The 17,848-nt window shown below is 71.7% G+C and carries 18 protein-coding genes; 3 read left to right on the top strand and 15 right to left on the bottom strand.

The annotated features are described in order from the left end of the window. Positions 1-66: 66 nt before the first annotated feature. On the top strand, positions 67-1,170 hold the full coding sequence (locus B5D60_RS06050; RefSeq protein ID WP_172806272.1) for a substrate-binding domain-containing protein: 1,104 nt from the start codon (positions 67-69) through the stop codon (positions 1,168-1,170). Between the two features lie 66 nt (positions 1,171-1,236). Here the strand turns inward: B5D60_RS06050 and B5D60_RS06045 are convergent, their stop codons facing one another. The 5 genes from B5D60_RS06045 to B5D60_RS06025 are packed head-to-tail and all read right to left on the bottom strand — an operon-like array spanning position 1,237 to position 5,795. Next, positions 1,237-1,668: a hotdog family protein gene (locus B5D60_RS06045; RefSeq protein ID WP_078699314.1), complete on the bottom strand. Its 432-nt coding sequence runs from the start codon at positions 1,666-1,668 to the stop codon at positions 1,237-1,239. Further along, complete coding sequence (locus B5D60_RS06040; protein WP_078699313.1) at positions 1,661-2,266, bottom strand: FAS1-like dehydratase domain-containing protein; 606 nt, start codon at positions 2,264-2,266, stop codon at positions 1,661-1,663. The genes B5D60_RS06045 and B5D60_RS06040 overlap by 8 nt, the downstream gene beginning before the upstream one ends. Before the next feature lie 6 nt (positions 2,267-2,272). Further along, positions 2,273-3,448: an acyl-CoA dehydrogenase family protein gene (locus tag B5D60_RS06035; protein WP_197684412.1), complete on the bottom strand. Its 1,176-nt coding sequence runs from the start codon at positions 3,446-3,448 to the stop codon at positions 2,273-2,275. Next, positions 3,445-4,209: a 3-oxoacyl-ACP reductase FabG gene (gene fabG, locus B5D60_RS06030; protein ID WP_078699312.1), complete on the bottom strand. Its 765-nt coding sequence runs from the start codon at positions 4,207-4,209 to the stop codon at positions 3,445-3,447. Before fabG ends, B5D60_RS06035 begins: the two co-directional genes overlap by 4 nt. After that, positions 4,206-5,795, bottom strand: coding sequence for an AMP-binding protein (locus B5D60_RS06025; RefSeq protein ID WP_197684411.1), 1,590 nt, complete (start codon positions 5,793-5,795; stop codon positions 4,206-4,208). The genes fabG and B5D60_RS06025 overlap by 4 nt, the downstream gene beginning before the upstream one ends. Before the next feature lie 113 nt (positions 5,796-5,908). Between B5D60_RS06025 and B5D60_RS06020 the strand changes: the two genes are divergently transcribed. Together B5D60_RS06020 and B5D60_RS06015 are read left to right on the top strand one after the other, a co-directional pair. Beyond that, positions 5,909-6,946, top strand: a complete 1,038-nt coding sequence (locus B5D60_RS06020) for an acyl-CoA dehydrogenase family protein (protein ID WP_078701303.1) — start codon at positions 5,909-5,911, stop codon at positions 6,944-6,946. Further along, positions 6,933-8,063, top strand: coding sequence for an acyl-CoA dehydrogenase family protein (locus B5D60_RS06015; RefSeq protein ID WP_078699311.1), 1,131 nt, complete (start codon positions 6,933-6,935; stop codon positions 8,061-8,063). Before B5D60_RS06020 ends, B5D60_RS06015 begins: the two co-directional genes overlap by 14 nt. Positions 8,064-8,159: 96 nt before the next feature. Here B5D60_RS06015 and B5D60_RS06010 read toward each other — a convergent pair whose 3' ends face one another. The 10 genes from B5D60_RS06010 to B5D60_RS05965 all read right to left on the bottom strand — a co-directional run bounded on the left by B5D60_RS06010 (position 8,160) and on the right by B5D60_RS05965 (position 17,818). Continuing rightward, positions 8,160-9,137, bottom strand: a complete 978-nt coding sequence (locus B5D60_RS06010) for an acyl-CoA dehydrogenase family protein (RefSeq protein ID WP_078699310.1) — start codon at positions 9,135-9,137, stop codon at positions 8,160-8,162. Then, positions 9,137-10,267, bottom strand: coding sequence for an acyl-CoA dehydrogenase family protein (locus B5D60_RS06005; protein ID WP_078699309.1), 1,131 nt, complete (start codon positions 10,265-10,267; stop codon positions 9,137-9,139). The genes B5D60_RS06010 and B5D60_RS06005 overlap by 1 nt, the downstream gene beginning before the upstream one ends. An 8-nt stretch (positions 10,268-10,275) precedes the next feature. Beyond that, entirely contained in the window at positions 10,276-10,716 is a 441-nt protein-coding gene (locus B5D60_RS06000) for a nuclear transport factor 2 family protein (RefSeq protein WP_153302883.1), read from the bottom strand. Positions 10,717-10,763: 47 nt separating this feature from the next. Then, a complete protein-coding gene (locus B5D60_RS05995; protein WP_078699308.1) occupies positions 10,764-11,909 on the bottom strand; it encodes an acyl-CoA dehydrogenase family protein in 1,146 nt (381 codons plus the stop codon). Positions 11,910-11,929: 20 nt separating this feature from the next. Continuing rightward, positions 11,930-13,138, bottom strand: a complete 1,209-nt coding sequence (locus tag B5D60_RS05990; RefSeq protein WP_078699307.1) for an acetyl-CoA C-acyltransferase — start codon at positions 13,136-13,138, stop codon at positions 11,930-11,932. 25 nt (positions 13,139-13,163) lie between these two features. Further along, positions 13,164-13,931 (bottom strand): enoyl-CoA hydratase/isomerase family protein, encoded by a 768-nt coding sequence (locus B5D60_RS05985; protein ID WP_078699306.1) that lies wholly within the window; start codon positions 13,929-13,931, stop codon positions 13,164-13,166. A 72-nt stretch (positions 13,932-14,003) separates the two neighbouring features. Next, the gene (locus B5D60_RS05980; protein ID WP_078699305.1) at positions 14,004-14,615 is read right to left on the bottom strand and encodes a TetR/AcrR family transcriptional regulator; all 612 of its coding nucleotides are present in this window, start codon (positions 14,613-14,615) and stop codon (positions 14,004-14,006) included. A 65-nt stretch (positions 14,616-14,680) separates the two neighbouring features. After that, on the bottom strand, positions 14,681-15,073 hold the full coding sequence (locus B5D60_RS05975) for a nuclear transport factor 2 family protein (protein ID WP_078699304.1): 393 nt from the start codon (positions 15,071-15,073) through the stop codon (positions 14,681-14,683). Then, complete coding sequence (locus B5D60_RS05970) at positions 15,070-16,668, bottom strand: class I adenylate-forming enzyme family protein (RefSeq protein ID WP_078699303.1); 1,599 nt, start codon at positions 16,666-16,668, stop codon at positions 15,070-15,072. Before B5D60_RS05970 ends, B5D60_RS05975 begins: the two co-directional genes overlap by 4 nt. Beyond that, positions 16,661-17,818, bottom strand: a complete 1,158-nt coding sequence (locus B5D60_RS05965; RefSeq protein WP_197684410.1) for a CaiB/BaiF CoA transferase family protein — start codon at positions 17,816-17,818, stop codon at positions 16,661-16,663. Before B5D60_RS05965 ends, B5D60_RS05970 begins: the two co-directional genes overlap by 8 nt. Between the last annotated feature and the right edge of the window lie 30 nt (positions 17,819-17,848).

The following is a 17,848-nucleotide window of genomic DNA, read 5'->3' as shown; positions in this document are numbered from 1 at the left end:
GCATGCCTGACCCTGTCCGCCTGCAGCTCTGGATCGTCTGACGACGACTCCTCGAGCAAGGATCCCGTGAAGGTGGGGATCATCGTGTCCGAGACCGGCGTCTTCTCGACGCAGGCCAAGGACTTCCAGAACGGCTTCAACGCCGCCATCGAGCACCTGACCGACGGCACCGGTGAGGTGGACGGCCACAAGATCGAGGTCATGGTCGGCGACGACACCGGGGACGCGGCCGTCGGCACCGCCAAGGCGAAGGAGTTCCTGGGCCAGGGAGCGACCATCCTGGCCGGCACGACCGACTCCGCCGTCGCCGTGGCGGTCGCGGAGCAGGCCGTCCAGAACAACGCGATGTTCATCGGCGGAACCGCCGGCACCACCGCGTTCGTCGGGATGGACAAGAAGGTCTTCGGCACGGCCGGATCCTCCCCGGCGGGCCAGATGATCGTGCCCAAGATCCTCGGCGACGACCTCAAGGGCAAGACGCTCGTCACGGTCGACCAGGACTACGCGTTCGGCCAGACCATGGCGAAGGCCTACAAGGCCCAGCTCGAGCCGCTCGGGGTGAAGGTCGTCTCCTACCTGCTGCCGGTCAGCACGTCGGACTTCACGCCCACGATGCTGAAGGTGGAGAAGGATGCACCGGACTTCATCACCACCACGTGGGCCGGCAAGGGCTACAACCAGCTGCTCGGCTCGCTCGACAGCCAGGGCCTGCTCGACGACGCGACCTTCTTCAAGCCGCTGCTGCTCAAGAGCGACTGGGCGCCGGTCGGCGAGGCCCTCGGGGACAGCGTCGACAACTCGACGTTTTACCTGTCGTACTTCGCCGGGGCCACCGGCAACGAGGCCGACGAGGCGCTGCAGGCGTACTCGAAGGCCAACGACCACGCGATCGAGTACGACGACGCCGTGGGCTGGCACGCCGGGGCGATGGTGGTCCGGGCGATCCAGGAGGGTGGCACCGACACCGAGGCGATGGCCGAGGCGCTGCAGGGCCACTCCTTCGAGGGCCCGGCCGGCGAGGTCATCATCCGCGCCGAGGACAACCAGGTGACGGTGCCGCAGTTCACCGTGCGCCTCGTGGAGAAGGACGGCGAGTGGGGGGTCGAGATCCTCGACGAGTTCACCGCGAAGGAGCTCGAGCCGCCGGTGGTCAACGCGTTGAAGCAGTGACCTGACGCGACCGAGAGGGAGGGGGTGTGGCACCGGATCGGTGCCACACCCCCTCGTTCGTGTCCCTCAGTCCAGCGCGACGAGGACGGATCCCGGGCCGACGGTGATCGTCCCGTCGACCACGGTGCTCATGGCCAGCTCGACCAGTCCGCCCGAGCGGGAGGGCTGCAGCGACACGACCTCGCCGTGCACCTCGACGAGGGAGCCGACCACGGTGAACCGGCGCATGCGGAAGCCCCGGAGTGCCGCGATCCGCGCACCGGGTCCCGCCCAGTCCCGTACGGAGCGCTCCCACATGCCCTGGAGCAGGATGGCGCTGGCGTACATCCCGGGTGCTCCCGTCGCCCGGGCGTGGTCGTCGTTGTGGTGGATCGCCGTGTGGTCGCGCGTCGAGCCGGCCGCCACCACCAGCCGGTGGACGGTCAGCGGGTACGTCACGACGGGCAGCGCCTCGCCGACCGACACGCTCGCGAACGTCCTCGTGGTCAGGTCAGTCACCGTCGGCCCCTTTCGCCGGATGCGGGTCGTAGAGATAGATCTCGGCGCTCATGCGGCACACGCGCTCGCCCGACTCCACCACCACGTCGCGCTCGAAGCGCACGAAGGCGCCGCGCCCGACGCGGGTCTCCTTCGGTGTGCACGCCACCAGCCGGCGCGGTCCGGCGCCGGCCCGCTCGCCGACGAGAAGGGGCCGGTCGAACTCCAGTGACAGGTCGGCGCCGAACACCGCACTCGTCGCGGGGGCGCCGGGGACGACGTCGTCGCCGATCGGGCTCCACGCGGGCTGGGCATCGCGGCCGGCGCCCTCGGGATACAGCGGCCCGCGCTCGGGGCTCCAGACCGCGGGCAGCAGCGCCGACCACACGGACGTGTACGGCGCCACGATGCCGGGCCAGCCGTGTCGCCGAGCGGCCTCGACGTCGGTGTGGATCGCCGAGTCCAGCTCGATCGGCTCGAGGTACCGGCGGATCGCTCCGGGCTCCACCCGGTCCGGGCCGAACGTCACCCGGTCCTCGTCGATCAGCTCGCCCACGCGCGAGACCACCGGGTCCCAGGCCCGCATCCAGGTTGCCCCCTCGGGGCTGAGGTCGTCCACGGTTCCTCAGTACGACTTCGGCAGGCCGAGGACGTGCTCGCTCACGTAGTTGAGCACCATCTCCTGGCTCACCGGGGCGATCCGCATGAGGCGGGACTCCCGGAAGTACCGCTCGACGTGGTACTCCCGCGCGAAGCCGAAGCCGCCGTGCGTCTGCACGGCCGCGTCGGCGGCCTGGAAGCCGGCGTCGGCACAGAGGAACTTCGCCGTGTTCGCCTCGCGGCCGCACGGCTCCCCGCGGTCGTACTTCTGCGCGGCGATGCGCGCCATCGCCTCGGCCGCGTCGAGGCGCATGGCGGCCTCCGCGAGCGGGAAGGCGACGCCCTGGTTCTGGCCGATCGGCCGGTCGAAGACGACCCGATCCTTGGCGTAGGCCACGGCACGCCGCAGGGCGGCGCGACCGATCCCGAGGGCCTCGTTGGCCAGCAGGATGCGCTCGGGATTGATGCCGTCGAGCAGGTAGCGGAACCCCTTGCCCTCCTCGCCCACGAGAGCGCTGGCGGGGACGCGGAGGTCGTCGATGAAGAGCTCGTAGGAGGAGACCGCGTTGCGCCCCATCTTGGGAATGGCCCGCATCTCGACGCTGTCGTTCTGCAGGTCCACCACGAACATCGAGAGCCCGTCGGTGGGCCGGCCGCCCTCGGGAGCCGGACTCGTCCGGACCAGCATGACGGCCTTCTCCGACTGGGCCGCCTTGGTGATCCACACCTTGCGGCCGTTGATGACCCAGTCCGACCCGTCGCGTCGCGCCTGGGTCCGGATGCGGCTCGTGTCGGACCCCGCGTCGGGCTCCGTGATGGCGAAGCAGACGTGGAGGGTGCCGTCGGCGGCTCGGGGGAGCAGCTCCTCGCACAGGGCGTCGCCGCCGTGCTTGGCCACCAGGTTCAGCCCGAAGATCGTCAGGTGGAACGGACTGCAGCCGTTCATGCCGGCGCCGGAGGCGGCGATCTCGTACAGCAGAGCAGACGCCGCGGCGATGCCCATCCCGGCACCGCCGTACTTCGTCGGGATGGCGATCCCGAGCCAGCCGGCCTCGGCGAAGGCGTTGTAGAACTCCCAGGGGAACTCGGTCCGCTCGTCGCGCTCGGCCCAGTAGGCGTCGTCGAAGCGACCGGCGAGGTCGCGGACGGCGGTGCGGATCTCGTCCTCGGTGGGCAGGTCGTCCGTGGCGATGGTGCTCACACCAGCCACCGCCCGCCGTCGACGTAGAGCACCTGTCCGGTGACGAAGCTCGACCGCTCCGAGGCGAAGAAGAGCACGGCGTTGGCGATGTCGCCCGGCTGGCCGACGCGGCGCAGCGGCATGCGCGCGGCGTACTCGGCGACGCGCTCCTCCAGCGACACCCCCATGCGCTCGGCGACGGCCCGGGTCATCTCCGTGTCGATGTAGCCGGGAGCCACGCAGTTGGCGGTGATCCCCATCGGGCCCAGCTCGAGCGCGACCGTGCGGGTGAAGCCCTGCAGGCCCATCTTCGCGGCGGAGTAGTTCGCCTGCCCCCGGTTCCCGAGCGCGGCCGTCGAGGAGAGGTTCACGATGCGCCCGTACCTCTGCTCCACCATGCTGCGCTGGGCGGCGCGGGTCATCGCGAAGGTGCCGCGCAGGTGCACGTGCATCACGCTGTCCCAGTCGTCGTCGGTCATCTTGAACAGCAGGTTGTCGCGCGTGATCCCGGCGTTGTTCACCAGGACGTGCAGGCCCCCGAACGCCTCGACGGCGCGGGCCACGGCCGCCTCGGCCTGCTCGCTCACGCCGACGTCCGCGCCGACCCCGATGGCCTCGCCGCCGTTGCGGCGGATCTCCTCGACCACCGCCGCCGTCCGTGACTCGTCGAGGTCGAGCACGGCGACCTTGGCGCCCTGCTCCGCGAGCTCCTTGGCGACCTGGGCGCCGAGCCCCTGTGCTGCGCCGGTGACGAGTGCCACGCGGTCCTGGAAGGTGTTCATGACGTCCTTTCGGTGATGGCGCGCTGGTGCAGCGCCGACTTGTGGACCTTGCCGGTCGCGGTGAGGGGGAGGTCGTCGAGCACCGTGACGAATCTCGGGACCTTGTAGTTGGCCATGTGCTCGCGGGCCCAGGCGATGACCGAGGCCGCGTCGAGCGGCTCCCTGGCCACGACGAAGGCCGTGCCGACCTCGCCGAGGCGCTCGTCCGGGACGGCCACGACGGCGGCGGCGCTGATGGCGGGATGCCGCATGAGGATCTGCTCGATCTCAGCGGGGTAGGCGTTGAAGCCGCCGACGAGGAACATCTCCTTGGTGCGTCCGACGATGCGCAGGGTGCCGTCGGGAAGGTGCGTGCCCAGGTCGCCCGTCCTCAGCCAGCCGTCGTCGGTGAGCACCGACTCGGTCGTGGCCGGCTCGTCGAGGTAGCCGCTCATCACCGACGGGCCGCGGACGAGGATCTGGCCGACCGCGCCGGCCGGGACCGGGACGTCGAAGGAGTCGACGAGGCGGATCTCGAAGCCCGGTCGCGCGCGGCCCACCGTGGTCGCGATCGTCTCGGGCGAGTCGTCGTGGGCCGTGCTGGCGGCCGTGCCGGCCTCGGTCAGCCCGTAGCCCGAGACGACCACGTCGAAGGGCAGCTCGGCGTAGATGCGGCGGATCAGCTCGACCGGGATGTCGGCAGCGCCCGTGACGGCGACCCTCAAGGAGGAGAGGTCGACGTGATCGCGGTCCGGGTGGTCGAGCACCGACTGGTAGAGGGTCGGGGGCCCGGGGAACACCGTGACGGCGTGCTGCTCGACGAGGGCGAGCGCGCGTCCGGCGTCGAACACGGGCATGGGCAGCATGCGCGCACCGGTCATGACGCTCACGAGGATGCCGGCCTTCAGCCCGAACATGTGGAAGTACGGGTTCACCATGAGGTACCGGTCACCGCGCCGCAGTCCAGTCATCCGGGCCCAGTCGCTGGCGACGGCCAGGGACTGGCGCTGTCCGGAGACGACGCCCTTCGGGACGCCGGTCGTCCCGGACGTGAACAGGATGTCGGCAGGGTCGTCCGGCTGGACGGCGTCGCGTCGCCGATCCACCTCGTCGAGGTCCGCGGTGGTCGCGCGGGCGAGGAAGTCGGTCCAGCCGACGCCCGGCGCCGTGGCGGGTCCTCGCGCCACGACGATCGTGCGAAGGTCGGGGAGCTCCACGCTCTCGGAGGACTGGAGCAGGTCGACGTAGTCGGTGCCGAGGAAGTCGGTCACCGTCACGAGGACGCTGACCCGGCCGCGCTGGAGGAGGTCGGACGCCTCGAAGCCCTTGAAGCGCGTGTTGACGGGGATCAAGGTGGCGCCGGCGAGATGGATCCCGAGGACCGAGACGATCCACTCGGTGCCGTTGGGGGCCCAGACGGCGACGCGATCACGAGGACCGACACCGTCGGCCACCAGGGCGCCCGCGAACCGGCGAGCGCTCTCGAGCAGCTCGGCATACGTCAGCGCTCGCTCGTCCTCGACGATCGCCACCTCGTCCGCGTTGGCGGTCGCGCGGTCGTGCACCATCGCGGCGATGCTCGGCCAGCTGTCCTGGTTCTCGACCACGCTGAGCTCCTCACTCGATTCTTGACTTCGACGTCAATATAGACTTACATGGGGGCTCTTCGGAAGCCCTGGGCGTCATGAGCTCCACGGACCGAGATTCGACGGAGGTGAAGGTGGACGTTCGGCTCGCTCCCGAGCAGGTCGCGCTGCGGCAGACCGCTCGCAAGCTCGTCGCCGGCCATGGGCCGCACAGTGTCGCCGATCTGGACGACGGCGACCGTGCCGCTCGGCTGGACGCGGCCGTCGCGGCCGCCGGTTGGCGCGAACTCAGGGACGTCGGTGAGGGGAACCTCCCCTTGGCCTCAGGTGTCGAGGTCGCGATCGTCGCCGAGGAGCTCGGTCGCGGTGCGGCCGACGTGGCCTTCATCGGCCCCGTGCTGGCGGCGGACCTGGCCCGTCGTGCCGGCCGGCCCGAGCTCGCCGGCACCACGATCGCCCTGAGCCCCGACCTGCGCCGGCTCGGCCACGCGACCGGCACCGACGCCGAAGGCGACCTGGTCGCCGTGGACGCGACGTCCAGCACGGCCGCGCTGGTCCTGCGGGACGGCGCCGGAGGCATCGGACTCGAGCAGTGCCCCCTGCGACCCCCGGTGGCGCGAACCGACCTCACACGCGCCGTCGCGGGCGTCGACCTCTCGCGTGCGTCCGTGCTCGAGGGCACGCAGGCGCTGAGTCCGGACGACCTCGCCGCCTGGTCCGCCCTGGCGCTGGCCGCGCTGTCGGCAGATCTCGTCGGCGTCATGCGAGGAGCCGTGGAGCTGGCGCGGGACTACGCCACGGTGCGCGAGCAGTACGGCTCGCCCATCGGCGCCTTCCAGAGTGTGCAGCACCTGATCGCCGACGCCCACGTGGCGACCGAAGGGGCCTACAGCCTGACGCTGCACGCTGCCTGGGCGGCGGACGCGCTCGAGCCGAGCGCGGCGCTCCTCGCCGCCCGCGAGGCGAAGGCGTACGCCAGCCGCGCGGCGCGATCGGTCTGCGAGACCGCGATCCAGGTACACGGCGGCATCGGCAACACCTGGGAGTGCATGGCGCACGTGTACCTGCGCCGGGCCCTGCACTCCAGCGACATCCTGGGAGGAGCCGACGCCAGCCTGGCGTACGTGCTCGCCCAGCACGGACTCGAGGTTGGTGCCCATGGACTTCGGTGACTCTCCCGAGGAAGCACGCTTCCGGCAGCGCCTGCGCGGCTGGCTGGCCGAGAACAACCCGGGCCTGCCCGCGTCCTCGACGTCCGACGCGTACTGGGCCGGCCAGGCGCCGTGGCACCGGGCGCTCCACGGGGCCGGCTTCTTCGGCATGTCCTGGCCGCCGGAGGCCGGCGGTCAGGGTCTGCCCTCGGTCTACGACGTGATCCTCGACGAGGAGCTCGCCGCGGCGGGCGCCCCGCCGCGACCCAGTGTCGGCTATCTCGTCCAGGGCATCATGCGCCACGCCGGCGACGAGGCACGAGCCCGCTTCATCCCGGGCATCGTCAGCGGCCGCGACCGCTGGTGCCAGGGCTTCAGCGAGCCGGGCGCCGGCTCCGACCTGGCCGCGCTGCGCACCCGCGCCGTGCGCGACGGTGACGAGTACGTCATCACCGGCCACAAGGTCTGGACCAGCTACTCCGACCAGGCCGACTGGTGCCTCGTGCTGGCGCGGACCGACCCGGAGGCACCCAAGCATCGCGGGATCTCCGCGTTCGCGGTGCGGATGGACCAGCCCGGCATCCAGCAGCGTCCGCTGCGGATGATCAACGGCATCACGCGCGAGTTCGGAGAGGTCACCTTCGACGGCGCCCGGGCCCGGGCCGAGGACATGATCGGCGAGCCGGGGGAGGGCTGGGCGCTGGCGATGACCGTCGTCAGCCACGAGCGCGAGCCCGGTGAGCTGGGCTTCGTCTCCCGCTACCGCAAGGCCGTGCGCGAGCTCACCGAGCACGCCCGGAGCGCGCCCGGCGGCTACGACGTCGAGGCGCTCCACACGCTCGGCTGGTCGCTGATCGGCAGCGAGATGCTGCACCACCACGTCCGGCGGCGACTGTCCGACCGCCTCGACGGTGTCACGCACGGTCCCGAGGGCTCCGTGGACAAGCTGCTGATGATCGAGGTGGAGCAGCAGGTGGGCCATGCGGCCCTGCGTGCCAGCACCCTGCACCCCGATCGCGACGAGGACACGTGGCTGAAGATGTACCTCTACAGCCGGGCCCAGAGCGTCATGGGCGGAACGGCCCAGATCCAGCGGAACCTCGTGGCGACGCGGATCCTGGGACTACCCACCTCGTAGGTCCGCCAGCGGCGCGCGGGGGCTCCTCCTCCCCGCGCGACGCACGAGTGGCTCGGCACATCGCGTGCCGAGCCACTCGTCGTCGTGGTGCGAGCGTCAGAGCGCGAGCTCCATGGGCACACGTCCCTGCGCGATCGCGAGCCGGCCCGTCTCGGCGGTCAGGTCGTCGGTGGAGCCGAGCATCCGCTCGAGCAGCATCGCCCGCCGCAGGTGGTGGTGGAACGGATGCTCCGCGGTGAAGCCGATGCCCGCGAGCACCTGCTGGACGTGCTTCGTGGCCAGCCGCGCGGCGTTGCCCGCCAGCGCCTTGGCCATCAGGGCGTGCGCCGGCGTCAGGGGCTCGGGACCGCCGGGACCGGCCTGGTCGCAGCAGGCCGCCACCGCGGCCGCTGCGCCCTCCACCGTCACGAACGTGTCGGCCAGCCGGTGTCGGACGGCCTGGAACGCGGCGATCGGGGCACCGAACTGGATGCGGGAGTTCGCATGGTCGATGCCGAGCTCGAGCGTGGCGCGAGCGACTCCGACGAGCTCACTCGCCACAGCGATCCGGCCGAACGCCAGGACGCGGTCCCAGTCGACCTCGGTGCCGTCCCCGACCTCGTCGCGCGACAGGTCCGCCGTCACCGAGAGCAGGCCGAGGTCCGGGTCGATCCCCTGGACGGCCGTGCGGGTGAGCGCCTCGGCGGGCACCTCGATCACCGCGACCTCGTCGTCGTCACCGACCAGGATCGCCACGCGGTCCGCGTGCGCGAGGCGCGAGCCCGCGTGCGCGTGGACCGTGATGCGGTTGCCGTCCACGTGGGCCGGCAGCGCATGACCGCCGAGACGGGGCAGCAGGACCGCGTGGGGGGTCGCCAGCCCGCAGGCGGTCGCCAGGACGTCGTCGAGAGCGCCGGAGGTGGCGGTCGCCCGGCCCTGGGCCTCGAGCACGACACCGATGGCAGGCCCACCCCATTCCTGCAACGCGTCGTGCCAGCCCACCTGCGCGAGGGCGGCGTCGACGTCGGCACCGCCCGTGCGGGCCAGTGCCCCCGCGACGCTCCCGGCGAAGAGGTCGAGCTCGGTTCGGTCCATCAGTGCTCCTCAGCCAGTCCGAGCACGCGCCGGGCCAGCACGTTGCGCTGGATCTCGGTCGTGCCGCCGTAGATGGTGGCGGCGCGGGAGTACAGGAACTCCGAGCGCCAGCGCTCGCTCGCCGGATCGGATCCGGTGGTCACCGCTTCCGCCAGTGCCTCGGACGCCAGGTCGTAGACCGCCTGCTCGGTCGAGCTGAGCAGGAGCTTGTCGACCGAGGTCTCCGCGCCGAGACGTTCGCCGTCGGAGATGCGGTGCTGCGTGCGCCGCGACACCGAGCGCAGGGCGAACAGCTGCAACGCGACCTCGCCGACGGCGTGCGGGTCGAGGTGGTCGGGGTGGGCGTCGTGGAGCAGGTCCTCGAAGCGGCGGCGCACGTAGGCGCCGCGGTGCCACAGGGCCGTGCTGCGCTCGTAGGGCAGCAGGTCCATCGCGATCGACCACCCGCCGTCCTCGACGCCGAGCAGCCGGTCGGCGGGCACGTGGACGTCGTCGAAGAAGACCTCGCAGAACTCGTCCACCCCGTGCATCGTGCGCAGGGGCCGGACCGTGATCCCGGGTGTGTCCATGTCGACGAACAGCGCGGTGATGCCCCGGTGCAACGACTCCTTCGGCCCGGTGCGCGTCAGCAGGACGCAGCGGTCGGACAGGTGCGCGAAGCTCGTCCAGACCTTCTGGCCGGTCACCACCCATCCGTCGTCCGCCCGCACCGCGCGGCACGAGAGTGCCGCGAGGTTGCTCCCGCTGCCGGGCTCGGAGAATCCTTGGCACCAGTGCTCGTCGCCGCGCAGCAGCAGCGGCACGACCTCGGCCGCCAGCTCCGGGGAAGCGAAGTCGATCATCGTCGGGGCGAGGACCTCGGTCATCGACCAGCCACCCGGCTGGACGTAGCCGCCCGCCGTCAGTCGCTCGCCGAGGAGGGCTCGCAGGAGCGGCGCACCGCCCAGCCCGCCGACCCGCTCGGGCCAGCCCCAACGCCCGAATCCGGCCTCGTAGGCCAGCCGCTTCACCTTGGACAGGTGGGCGAACTGCCCCTCGAGGCCCGTGAAGGCCTCAGGGGTCGGGGTGAGGTCCTCGTGGTGGTGGACGATCCACTCGTCCAGCTCCTGCCGATACGTCCGGAGGTCCATCGCCGGGCTCAGACGTTCGTCGCGCTGGGCGTCGGCCGGCCGGGGTCGTGCGGCCGGCCGGAGTCGTGCGCACCGTTGCGCCGCATGAAGGTCATCCGGCGGGTCTGGAGCCGCCACCCGTCCTCGGTACGGGTGTAGGTGTCGGTGTAGTAGCCGATGCGCAGCTCGTGGGTCGCCTGGGCGACGAACTGCAGGGTCTGGACGCCCGACGCGGTGTCGCCGTCGAGCTCGATGAGGGGGAGGCCCGTCGTGTAGAGCCCGCGGGGTGCGGCCTCCATCAGGCGGGGGAAGTCGGTGGTGCTGTAGACGTCCCCGAATGCGCTGTACGTCCCGCCCGGTGCGAACACCCGGGACACCATCCCCTCGACGTCGTGCTGGCTCATGTACACGGCGTACCGGGCCAGCAGCTGCTGGATCTGGGTGATGTCGGCGATCGTGTCGTGGTCCACGGTGGGTCCTCCGGAGGGTGGGTGGGTCTTCAGGGTCTTGAGGGTGCTCAGATGCCGAGCGACTTGGCGATGATGGTGCGCATGACCTCGCTGGTGCCACCGTAGATGCGCGTCACGCGCGCATCGGCGTAGAGCCGCGAGATCGGATACTCGGCGATGTAGCCGTAGCCGCCGAACAGCTGCAGGCACCGATCGAGGCACCGGCCCTGCGCCTCGGTGGCGAAGAGCTTGATCTTGGCGGCGTCGACGGCGGACAGGCGGCCCGCGTCCAGCTCGACGATGCCGTGGTCGACCATGAGCTGCGCGGCGTCGATCTCGGTCGTGACCGAGGCGAGCTCGAACCGGGTGTTCTGGAACGAGGCGACCGGCTTGCCGAACACCTGGCGCTCGCGGACGTAGGACTTCGTCAGCTCGATCGCGGCGCGCGAGTTCGCCACCGCCGTCACGGCGATGCCCAGGCGCTCCTTGGGCAGGTTGTTGCCCAGGTACTCGAAGGCGCGACCCTCCTCGCCGAGGAGGTTGGCCACCGGCACGCGCACGTCGTCGAACGAGAGCTCGGCGGTGTCCTGCACGTGCATGCCCAGCTTCTGCATGGGGCCCGTGCGGGTGAAGCCGGGCGAACCGGACTCCACGACCAGCAGCGACAGTCCCTGGCGCGGGTTCTCCTCGTCGGAGGTGCGCGCGACCACGATGGTGAGGTCGGCCAGCATCCCGCCGGTGATGAAGGTCTTCGCGCCGTTGAGCACGTACGTGTCGCCCTCGCGCCGGGCGCGGGTCCGGATGCCCGACAGGTCCGAGCCGGTTCCCGGCTCGGTCATGGCCACGGCGGTGAGCAGGTGCCCCGAGGCGAAGCCCGGGAACCAGCGCTCCTGCTGCTGCTCGTCGGCGTACGCCAGGAAGTACGGGAGCACCACGTCGAGATGGCAGCGCAGCGGCCCGGTCGCCACGACGGCGGCCGACACCTCCTCGCTGATGATCGCGCCGAAGCGGTAGCTGGGCTCACCCGAGCCGCCGAACTGCTCGGGGATCGTCAGGCCCATCACGCCGAGCTCCCCGAGTCGCTCGAAGAACGACCGCGGCACCAGGCCGTCGGCCTCCCACTGGGGGTAGGCCGGAACGACCTCGTCGCGCAGATAGGTGCGGATCATCGACCGGAAGTCCTCGTGCTCCTGGTCGTACAGGCTCAGACGCATGGGCTCAGTCCTTTCGCGAATCAGGCGACACGCTGCAGGACGAGGGCCATGCCTTGGCCCATCCCGACGCAGAGGGTCACCAGGGCCAGTTCCTCGTCGCGCTCCTGCAGCAGGTGCATGGCCTGCCCGATCAGGCGTGCGCCGGTCATGCCGAAGGGGTGGCCCAGGGCGATCGCGCCGCCGTTGACGTTGACCTTGTCCTCATCGAGCTTGAGCGCACGCTGGGAGGCGATGACCTGGGCGGCGAACGCCTCGTTGATCTCGATGACGTCGAGGTCGGCAGCCTGCAGGCCGCACCGCTGGAGCACCTTCGCGGTCGCCTCGACCGGGCCGAGCCCCATGATCTCCGGAGAGATCCCGGTCGCGGCCGTGCCGAGGACGCGTGCCTTGAGCGGAGCGTCCAGCGTCGCGGCGACGCGGTCGCTCACCACCACGAGCGCGGCAGCGCCGTCGTTGAGCGGGCAGCTGTTGCCCGCCGTCACGGTGCCACCGGGGCGGAACACGGGTTGGAGCTGGCCGAGCTTCTCCAGGGTGGTCTGCGGCCGAGGGGAGTCGTCGCGGTCCACGACGGTGCCGTCGGGCAGCGTGAGCGGTGTGATGACCCGGGCGTTGAAGCCCGACTCCTCCGCGGCGGCGTACTGCTGCTGCGAGCGCAGCGCGAACGCGTCCTGGTCCTCGCGGCTGACGCCGCTGTGCTCCGCGACGTTCTCGGCCGTGTGGCCCATCGGGATGTAGTAGTCCGGCAGCGCTCCGTGCTCGCGGGGATCACTCCACGGGCCGTCGTCGCCCTCCGCACGGCGCGCCGTCCGTGCCCGCGCCTCGTCGAATCCGGGGTGCTCCACGCCCTCGGGCGGCGTCCGGAAGCGTGACACGCTCTCGGCACCGACGGAGAGGAAGGCCTCGCCCTCGCCGGCGCGGATCGCGTGGAACGCCATGCGTGTGGTCTGGATGGACGATGCGCAGGCGCGGTTGACGGCCACTCCCGGGAGGTCGTCGCGACCGAGCAGGACGGCGACGCGCCGGGCCAGGTTCTGCGACTGCTCACCCGTGTGGTTCGACGCGCCGAGGTAGAGGTCCTCGATGAGCGACGGGTCGAGACCCGGGACCTGCTCGAGGGCGGACGACGCGGCGAACGCGGCGAGGTCGTCGGCCCGGACGTCGGTGAGGGATCCCTTGTGGGCCCTCCCGATGGGGGTTCGGGCGGACGCGACGACGACGGCTTCTGGCACGGAGCTCTCCTGGATCGGTGGTGGACTACTTGGACGCGGCGGAGAGCCGGGCGAGGTTCGCCTGGAACTCGGGCTCGTCGAACGACTGCTTCTCGGAGTCGAGGATGGGGTCGAGGTCGGACGCCATGCGGTCGCGGAGGGGACGGTCGAGGGCGTCCAGGGTGCCCCGCACGGACTGCGGGGGCAGCGCGGCGACGCGACGAGCCAGCTCCAGCGCCTCCTTCAGCGCCTGACCGGCCGGGGCCACGCGGTTGGCCAGGCCGATGCGCAGCGCCTCCTGGGCCGAGATGCGGCCCCCGAGCAGGATCCACTCCTTCGCGCGCTGCAGCCCGATGTGCAGCGGCCAGGACAGCACCGAGCCGTCGCCGGCCACGAGACCCAGCGAGACGTGCGGGTCGGCCAGGAACGACTTCTCGTCCATCACGACCAGGTCGGCGAAACCGGCGAGGCTCGCGCCGAGACCCACGGCCGGACCGTTCACGGCGGCGATCAGCGGCAGGGGGAAGTCGACGACGGCACGGGCGATCACGGCCGCCTCGTCCATGACGTCGGAGCGCAGCTGCGGGTCCTGGACCATCTGGTCGAGCAGGCCGAAGTCCCCGCCGGCGGAGAAGGCCGGTCCGGCGCCGGTCAGGACGACCGCGCGGATCCCGTCGAGCGCCGCGACCTCGTCCCAGATCGTGGCGAGCCGGCCGTGCAGGGCGGCGTTCGACGCGTTGAGGTCGTCAGGCCGGTTGAGCGTGATGACGGCGACGGTGTCGTCGACCTCGACGGTGATGACGTCGTGAGACATGGGCAGCCACTCCTTGGGGATCGGAGCCTCAGTCTGCCCAAAACATTAGTCGACGTCAATAATGATTCTTGGCTACTCGATCTCGATGCCCAGCGCGTTGCACCACAGCAGCGTCAGCTGCTCCACGGCCTCGTTCATCTCGAAGTCGCCGCCGCGGATGAACATCTCCTCCGCGAAGCGCGCGACCATGCTGCCGAGGGCCGTGGCCGCGTACCGGACGTTCACCCGGCGGTCGGCCAGGCCCTTCTCCTGCAGCCGGGTGATCGAGCTCTCCATGCGCGAGGCGAGGTGGTCGTCGCGGCGCTTGCGCACGGCCTGGACCTCGGAGTCGTAGCGGCTGACCTCCTCGATCACCCGCATGATGCGGGCTTCCTTCTTGTAGGCCCGCAGGTACGCGCGGTTCGACTCGCGGATGCGCTCGACGACCGGGGGCGGATCGCCCTCGTAGGCCAGCTCGTCCATGCCCACCAGGCGCACCTCGACCTGTTCGGCGATCTCGCGGAACAGGGTCTCCTTGGAGTCGAAGTAGTGGTAGAAGGAGCCGTGCGAGACGCCTGCCTCGGCCGAGATGTCGGTGACGCGCGCGGGCAGGAAGCCGTCGCGCTCGAACACCGTCTTTCCCGCCTCGAAGAGGCGCACCCGCGTTCGGCGCCCCTTGGCCGAGCGAGGTTCGTTGTCCGCCATCACCACTCCTTCTGGTCGGTCGTCAGATTACACAGGCCCTGACGCACTGCGGGGTCCGTCGACCTTCAGCCGCGCTCCGGCCGTGCCGGGCTCACGATCGTGATGGTGCGGTGCACGAAGCGCGCCCTCTCGCCGTCGTCGACGATCACGTCCACGTAGCTCCCGGAGACGCCGGGCGTGCCGTCGGCCGGCGTGAAGATGAACTGCGAGCGGACGGTCAGGCGGTCACCGGACTCGCGGATGGTGGGGGCGCCACCCAGGTGGATCCCCGGCGGCGACGCGGCGGCGAACTCCTCCAGGGCCTCGTGGCCCACCGTGCGCCGCCGGCCGAACTCCAGGACGCCGTCCGGCAGGAACAGCTCGGCCCAGGCTCGTTGCTCGCGGGCGTCGATGTGAACCGCGTAGTCGGTCAGCAGCGTGCTCACCCGTGCGTATCGGGCGGCGTCGGTCGTGGTCATCCTCTGTCCTTTCCTGAATCAACGGTGATGTCGGAGTCGAATGGTCGTGCTGGCGCGTCGTCGGCGAGGAGGCGGTCCGCGAGGTAGCGTCGCGCGCCACCCGCGGCCAGCCGGGCGCGCTGGATCTTGCCGGTGGCGGTGCGGGGGAGCGGCTCCTCCCACACCACGAGCTCCTCGGGCAGCTTGCGGGTCGCCAGCCCGTCCGTCCGCAGCGCCTCGACGACGGACGCCAGGGTGGGGGCCCGGCCCGGCGAGGGGCGCACGGCCAGGGCGAGGCGCTCCCCGGTCTGCGGGTCGGGCACGGCGTAGGCCGCGACCTCCTCCACGTCCGGCAGCGACCGAGCGGCGGCGTCGATCTCGGGCAGCGAGACCTTGAGGCCCTTGCGGATCACGATCTCCTTGAGGCGGCCGGTCACGGCGAGGCGACCGTCGTGCACGGTGCCGAGGTCGCCCGTGCGGAACCACCCGTCGCCGGTGAACGCGGTCACCTGGTCGGCGGGGTCGGCGTACCCGAGGAACAGCATCGGCCCGCGCACCAGCACCTCTCCCTCGTCGGAGATCCGGATCTCGGTCCCCTCCGCCGGGGCGCCGTCGTCGCCCAGCCGCGACTCGTCGCGGTCCTCGGGCAGCGTGTGGGTGGCGACCGGGACCTCGGACGAGCCGTACACGCGGCTCGGGACGATGCCCCAGTCCCGCATCGCGGTCTCGACCAGGTCGCGCGGGATCATGGCGCCGCCGAGTGCCACGGATCTGATCGGCAGGTCGCGCAGTCCCCGGCGCGCAGCCTCACGCAGGAGCTCCTCGGCGATCACGGGCGCGCCGCCGAGCACCGTGCATCCGTGCCGGATCACGCGGTCCAGGGAGGCCGCGGGCTCGAACCGCTCCTCCAGGACGAGCGCGCCGCCGCGATCGATCGCCAGGTGCACGTGCATCAGTCCCGTGATGCTCGCGATCGGACTGCTGAGAAAGGCCGCGTCGTGCTCGGCGAACGCCGTGGTGACGGCCATGTTGCGGGCACCGGCCCGCAGGGTGCGGATGGAGTGCAGGACGGTCTTCGGACGGCTCGTCGTCCCCGAGGTGGGCAGGGCCACGGCCGGGGCGGCGGGATCGGGCTCGGGCCCGCTCCCGGCGGGCGCCCCGTCCGTCACGACGGAGTCCAGGTCCAGGACGGGGACACCCAGGTCGTCGAGACCGATCTCGACCCCGTCGGGCGCCAGGGCGGCGCTGATCCGGTGCTGGTCCCGTGCGTGTCGCACGTCGGACATCCCGGCCTTCCGGTCGAGCGCCACCACGAGGGCGCCGGTCCGCAGGAGGGCCAGGTAGGCGGCGACCGCGGGGGCGCTGACGGGCGCCACCAGGAGCACCACGCTGCCCGGTCCCACGCCGAGGCCTCTCAGTCGTCGGACGGCGGCCGACACGCGGCGGGCGAGCTCGCCGTAGGTCCAGGTGCCCTCGGCGTCGACCAGCGCGACGCGCCCGGCTTCCCGCTCGGCCCAGTCCTCCAGGCCGGAGCCGAGCGGTCGCTCGTCCCACAGGCCCCGCTCGAGGTACGACCGCTGCACCTGCTCGGGCAGGGCGCTGGCCGGCTCACGCATGCTCGACCCCGAGCTCGGCCAGGATCTTCTCGGTGTGCTCGCCCAGCCCCGGGACGCCGTCCAGTCGCGCCGGCGCCGATCCGAGGTCGAAGGGCGGGAGGAGACTGGCGACCGGCCCGACGGGCGACGGCACGTCCGCCCAGCGACCTCGCTCCTCCAGCTCTCGATGGCGGGCCGCCTCGGGCACGCTGCGCAGGATCGCGCTGCCGATGCCGGCGGCGTCGGCGCGATCACAGATGTCCTGCGCGTCGTGCGCACTCGTCCACCGTGCGATCTCGGCGTCGATGACGTCCGTGTGGTGCCAGCGCTGCTCGTTCGTCGCGTAGGCCGGCTCCTCGGCGAGGTCGGCGCGATCGAGCAGGTCGCGCGTGAGTCGCTGCCACTCCCCGTCGTTCGTGGTGCCGAGGACGACCTGGCGGCCGTCGCGCGTGGGATAGGCGGAGTAGGGGGCGACCGTGGGCGAGCTCATCCCGTGGGGCACGCGCTCCTGGCCGGTGTAGTGGGCGTGCAGCAGCGCGAAGCCGAGGAAGTCGGTCGTGACGTCGAACATGTTCACGTGGATGGGCGCACCGCGCCCGTGCCGTTCCCGATCACGCAGTGCCGCGAGCGCCGCGACGACGGCCATGAGCCCGCTGCCTACGTCCGCCGACGGAATCGCGGGACGTGCCGGGCGCCCGGGCCAGCCCGTCGAGGCGCAGGATCCCGCCTCGGCCTGCACCAGCAGGTCGTAGGCGCGGCGGTGCCGGTTCGGCCCGTCGTGTCCGTACCCGGAGATGTCGATGGCGATCTGCCCCGGACGTGCCGCCACGAGCGCCTCGGCGTCGAGGCCCAGTCGCTCCGCCGCGCCCGGCGCGAGGTTCTGGATCACGATGTCGGCCCGGTCCAGCAGTGCCTCCAGGGCGGGCCGCGAGGCGGGGTCCTTCACATCGAGCGCGACGGACTCCTTGTTGCGGTTCAGCCAGACGAAGTGCGTGGCGAGCCCACCCGCGTCGCGGTCGAAGTGCCGGGTGAAGTCGCCCACGCCCGGGCGCTCGACCTTGATCACGCGGGCGCCGAGGTCGGCGAGCATGCGGGTCGCGTACGGGGCCGAGACGGCCTGTTCGAAGGCGACGACCGTGATGCCGTCGAGCGGCAGGGTCGTGGTTTCCACGGCGATCCTCCGGGGTGCTTGTGGGGTGCG

It is taken from the genome of Aeromicrobium choanae (assembly GCF_900167475.1).
Lineage (GTDB): Bacteria > Actinomycetota > Actinomycetes > Propionibacteriales > Nocardioidaceae > Aeromicrobium > Aeromicrobium choanae.
The sequence above is the reverse complement of the archived record's forward strand: the minus strand, read 5'-3'. Positions and strand labels throughout refer to the sequence as shown.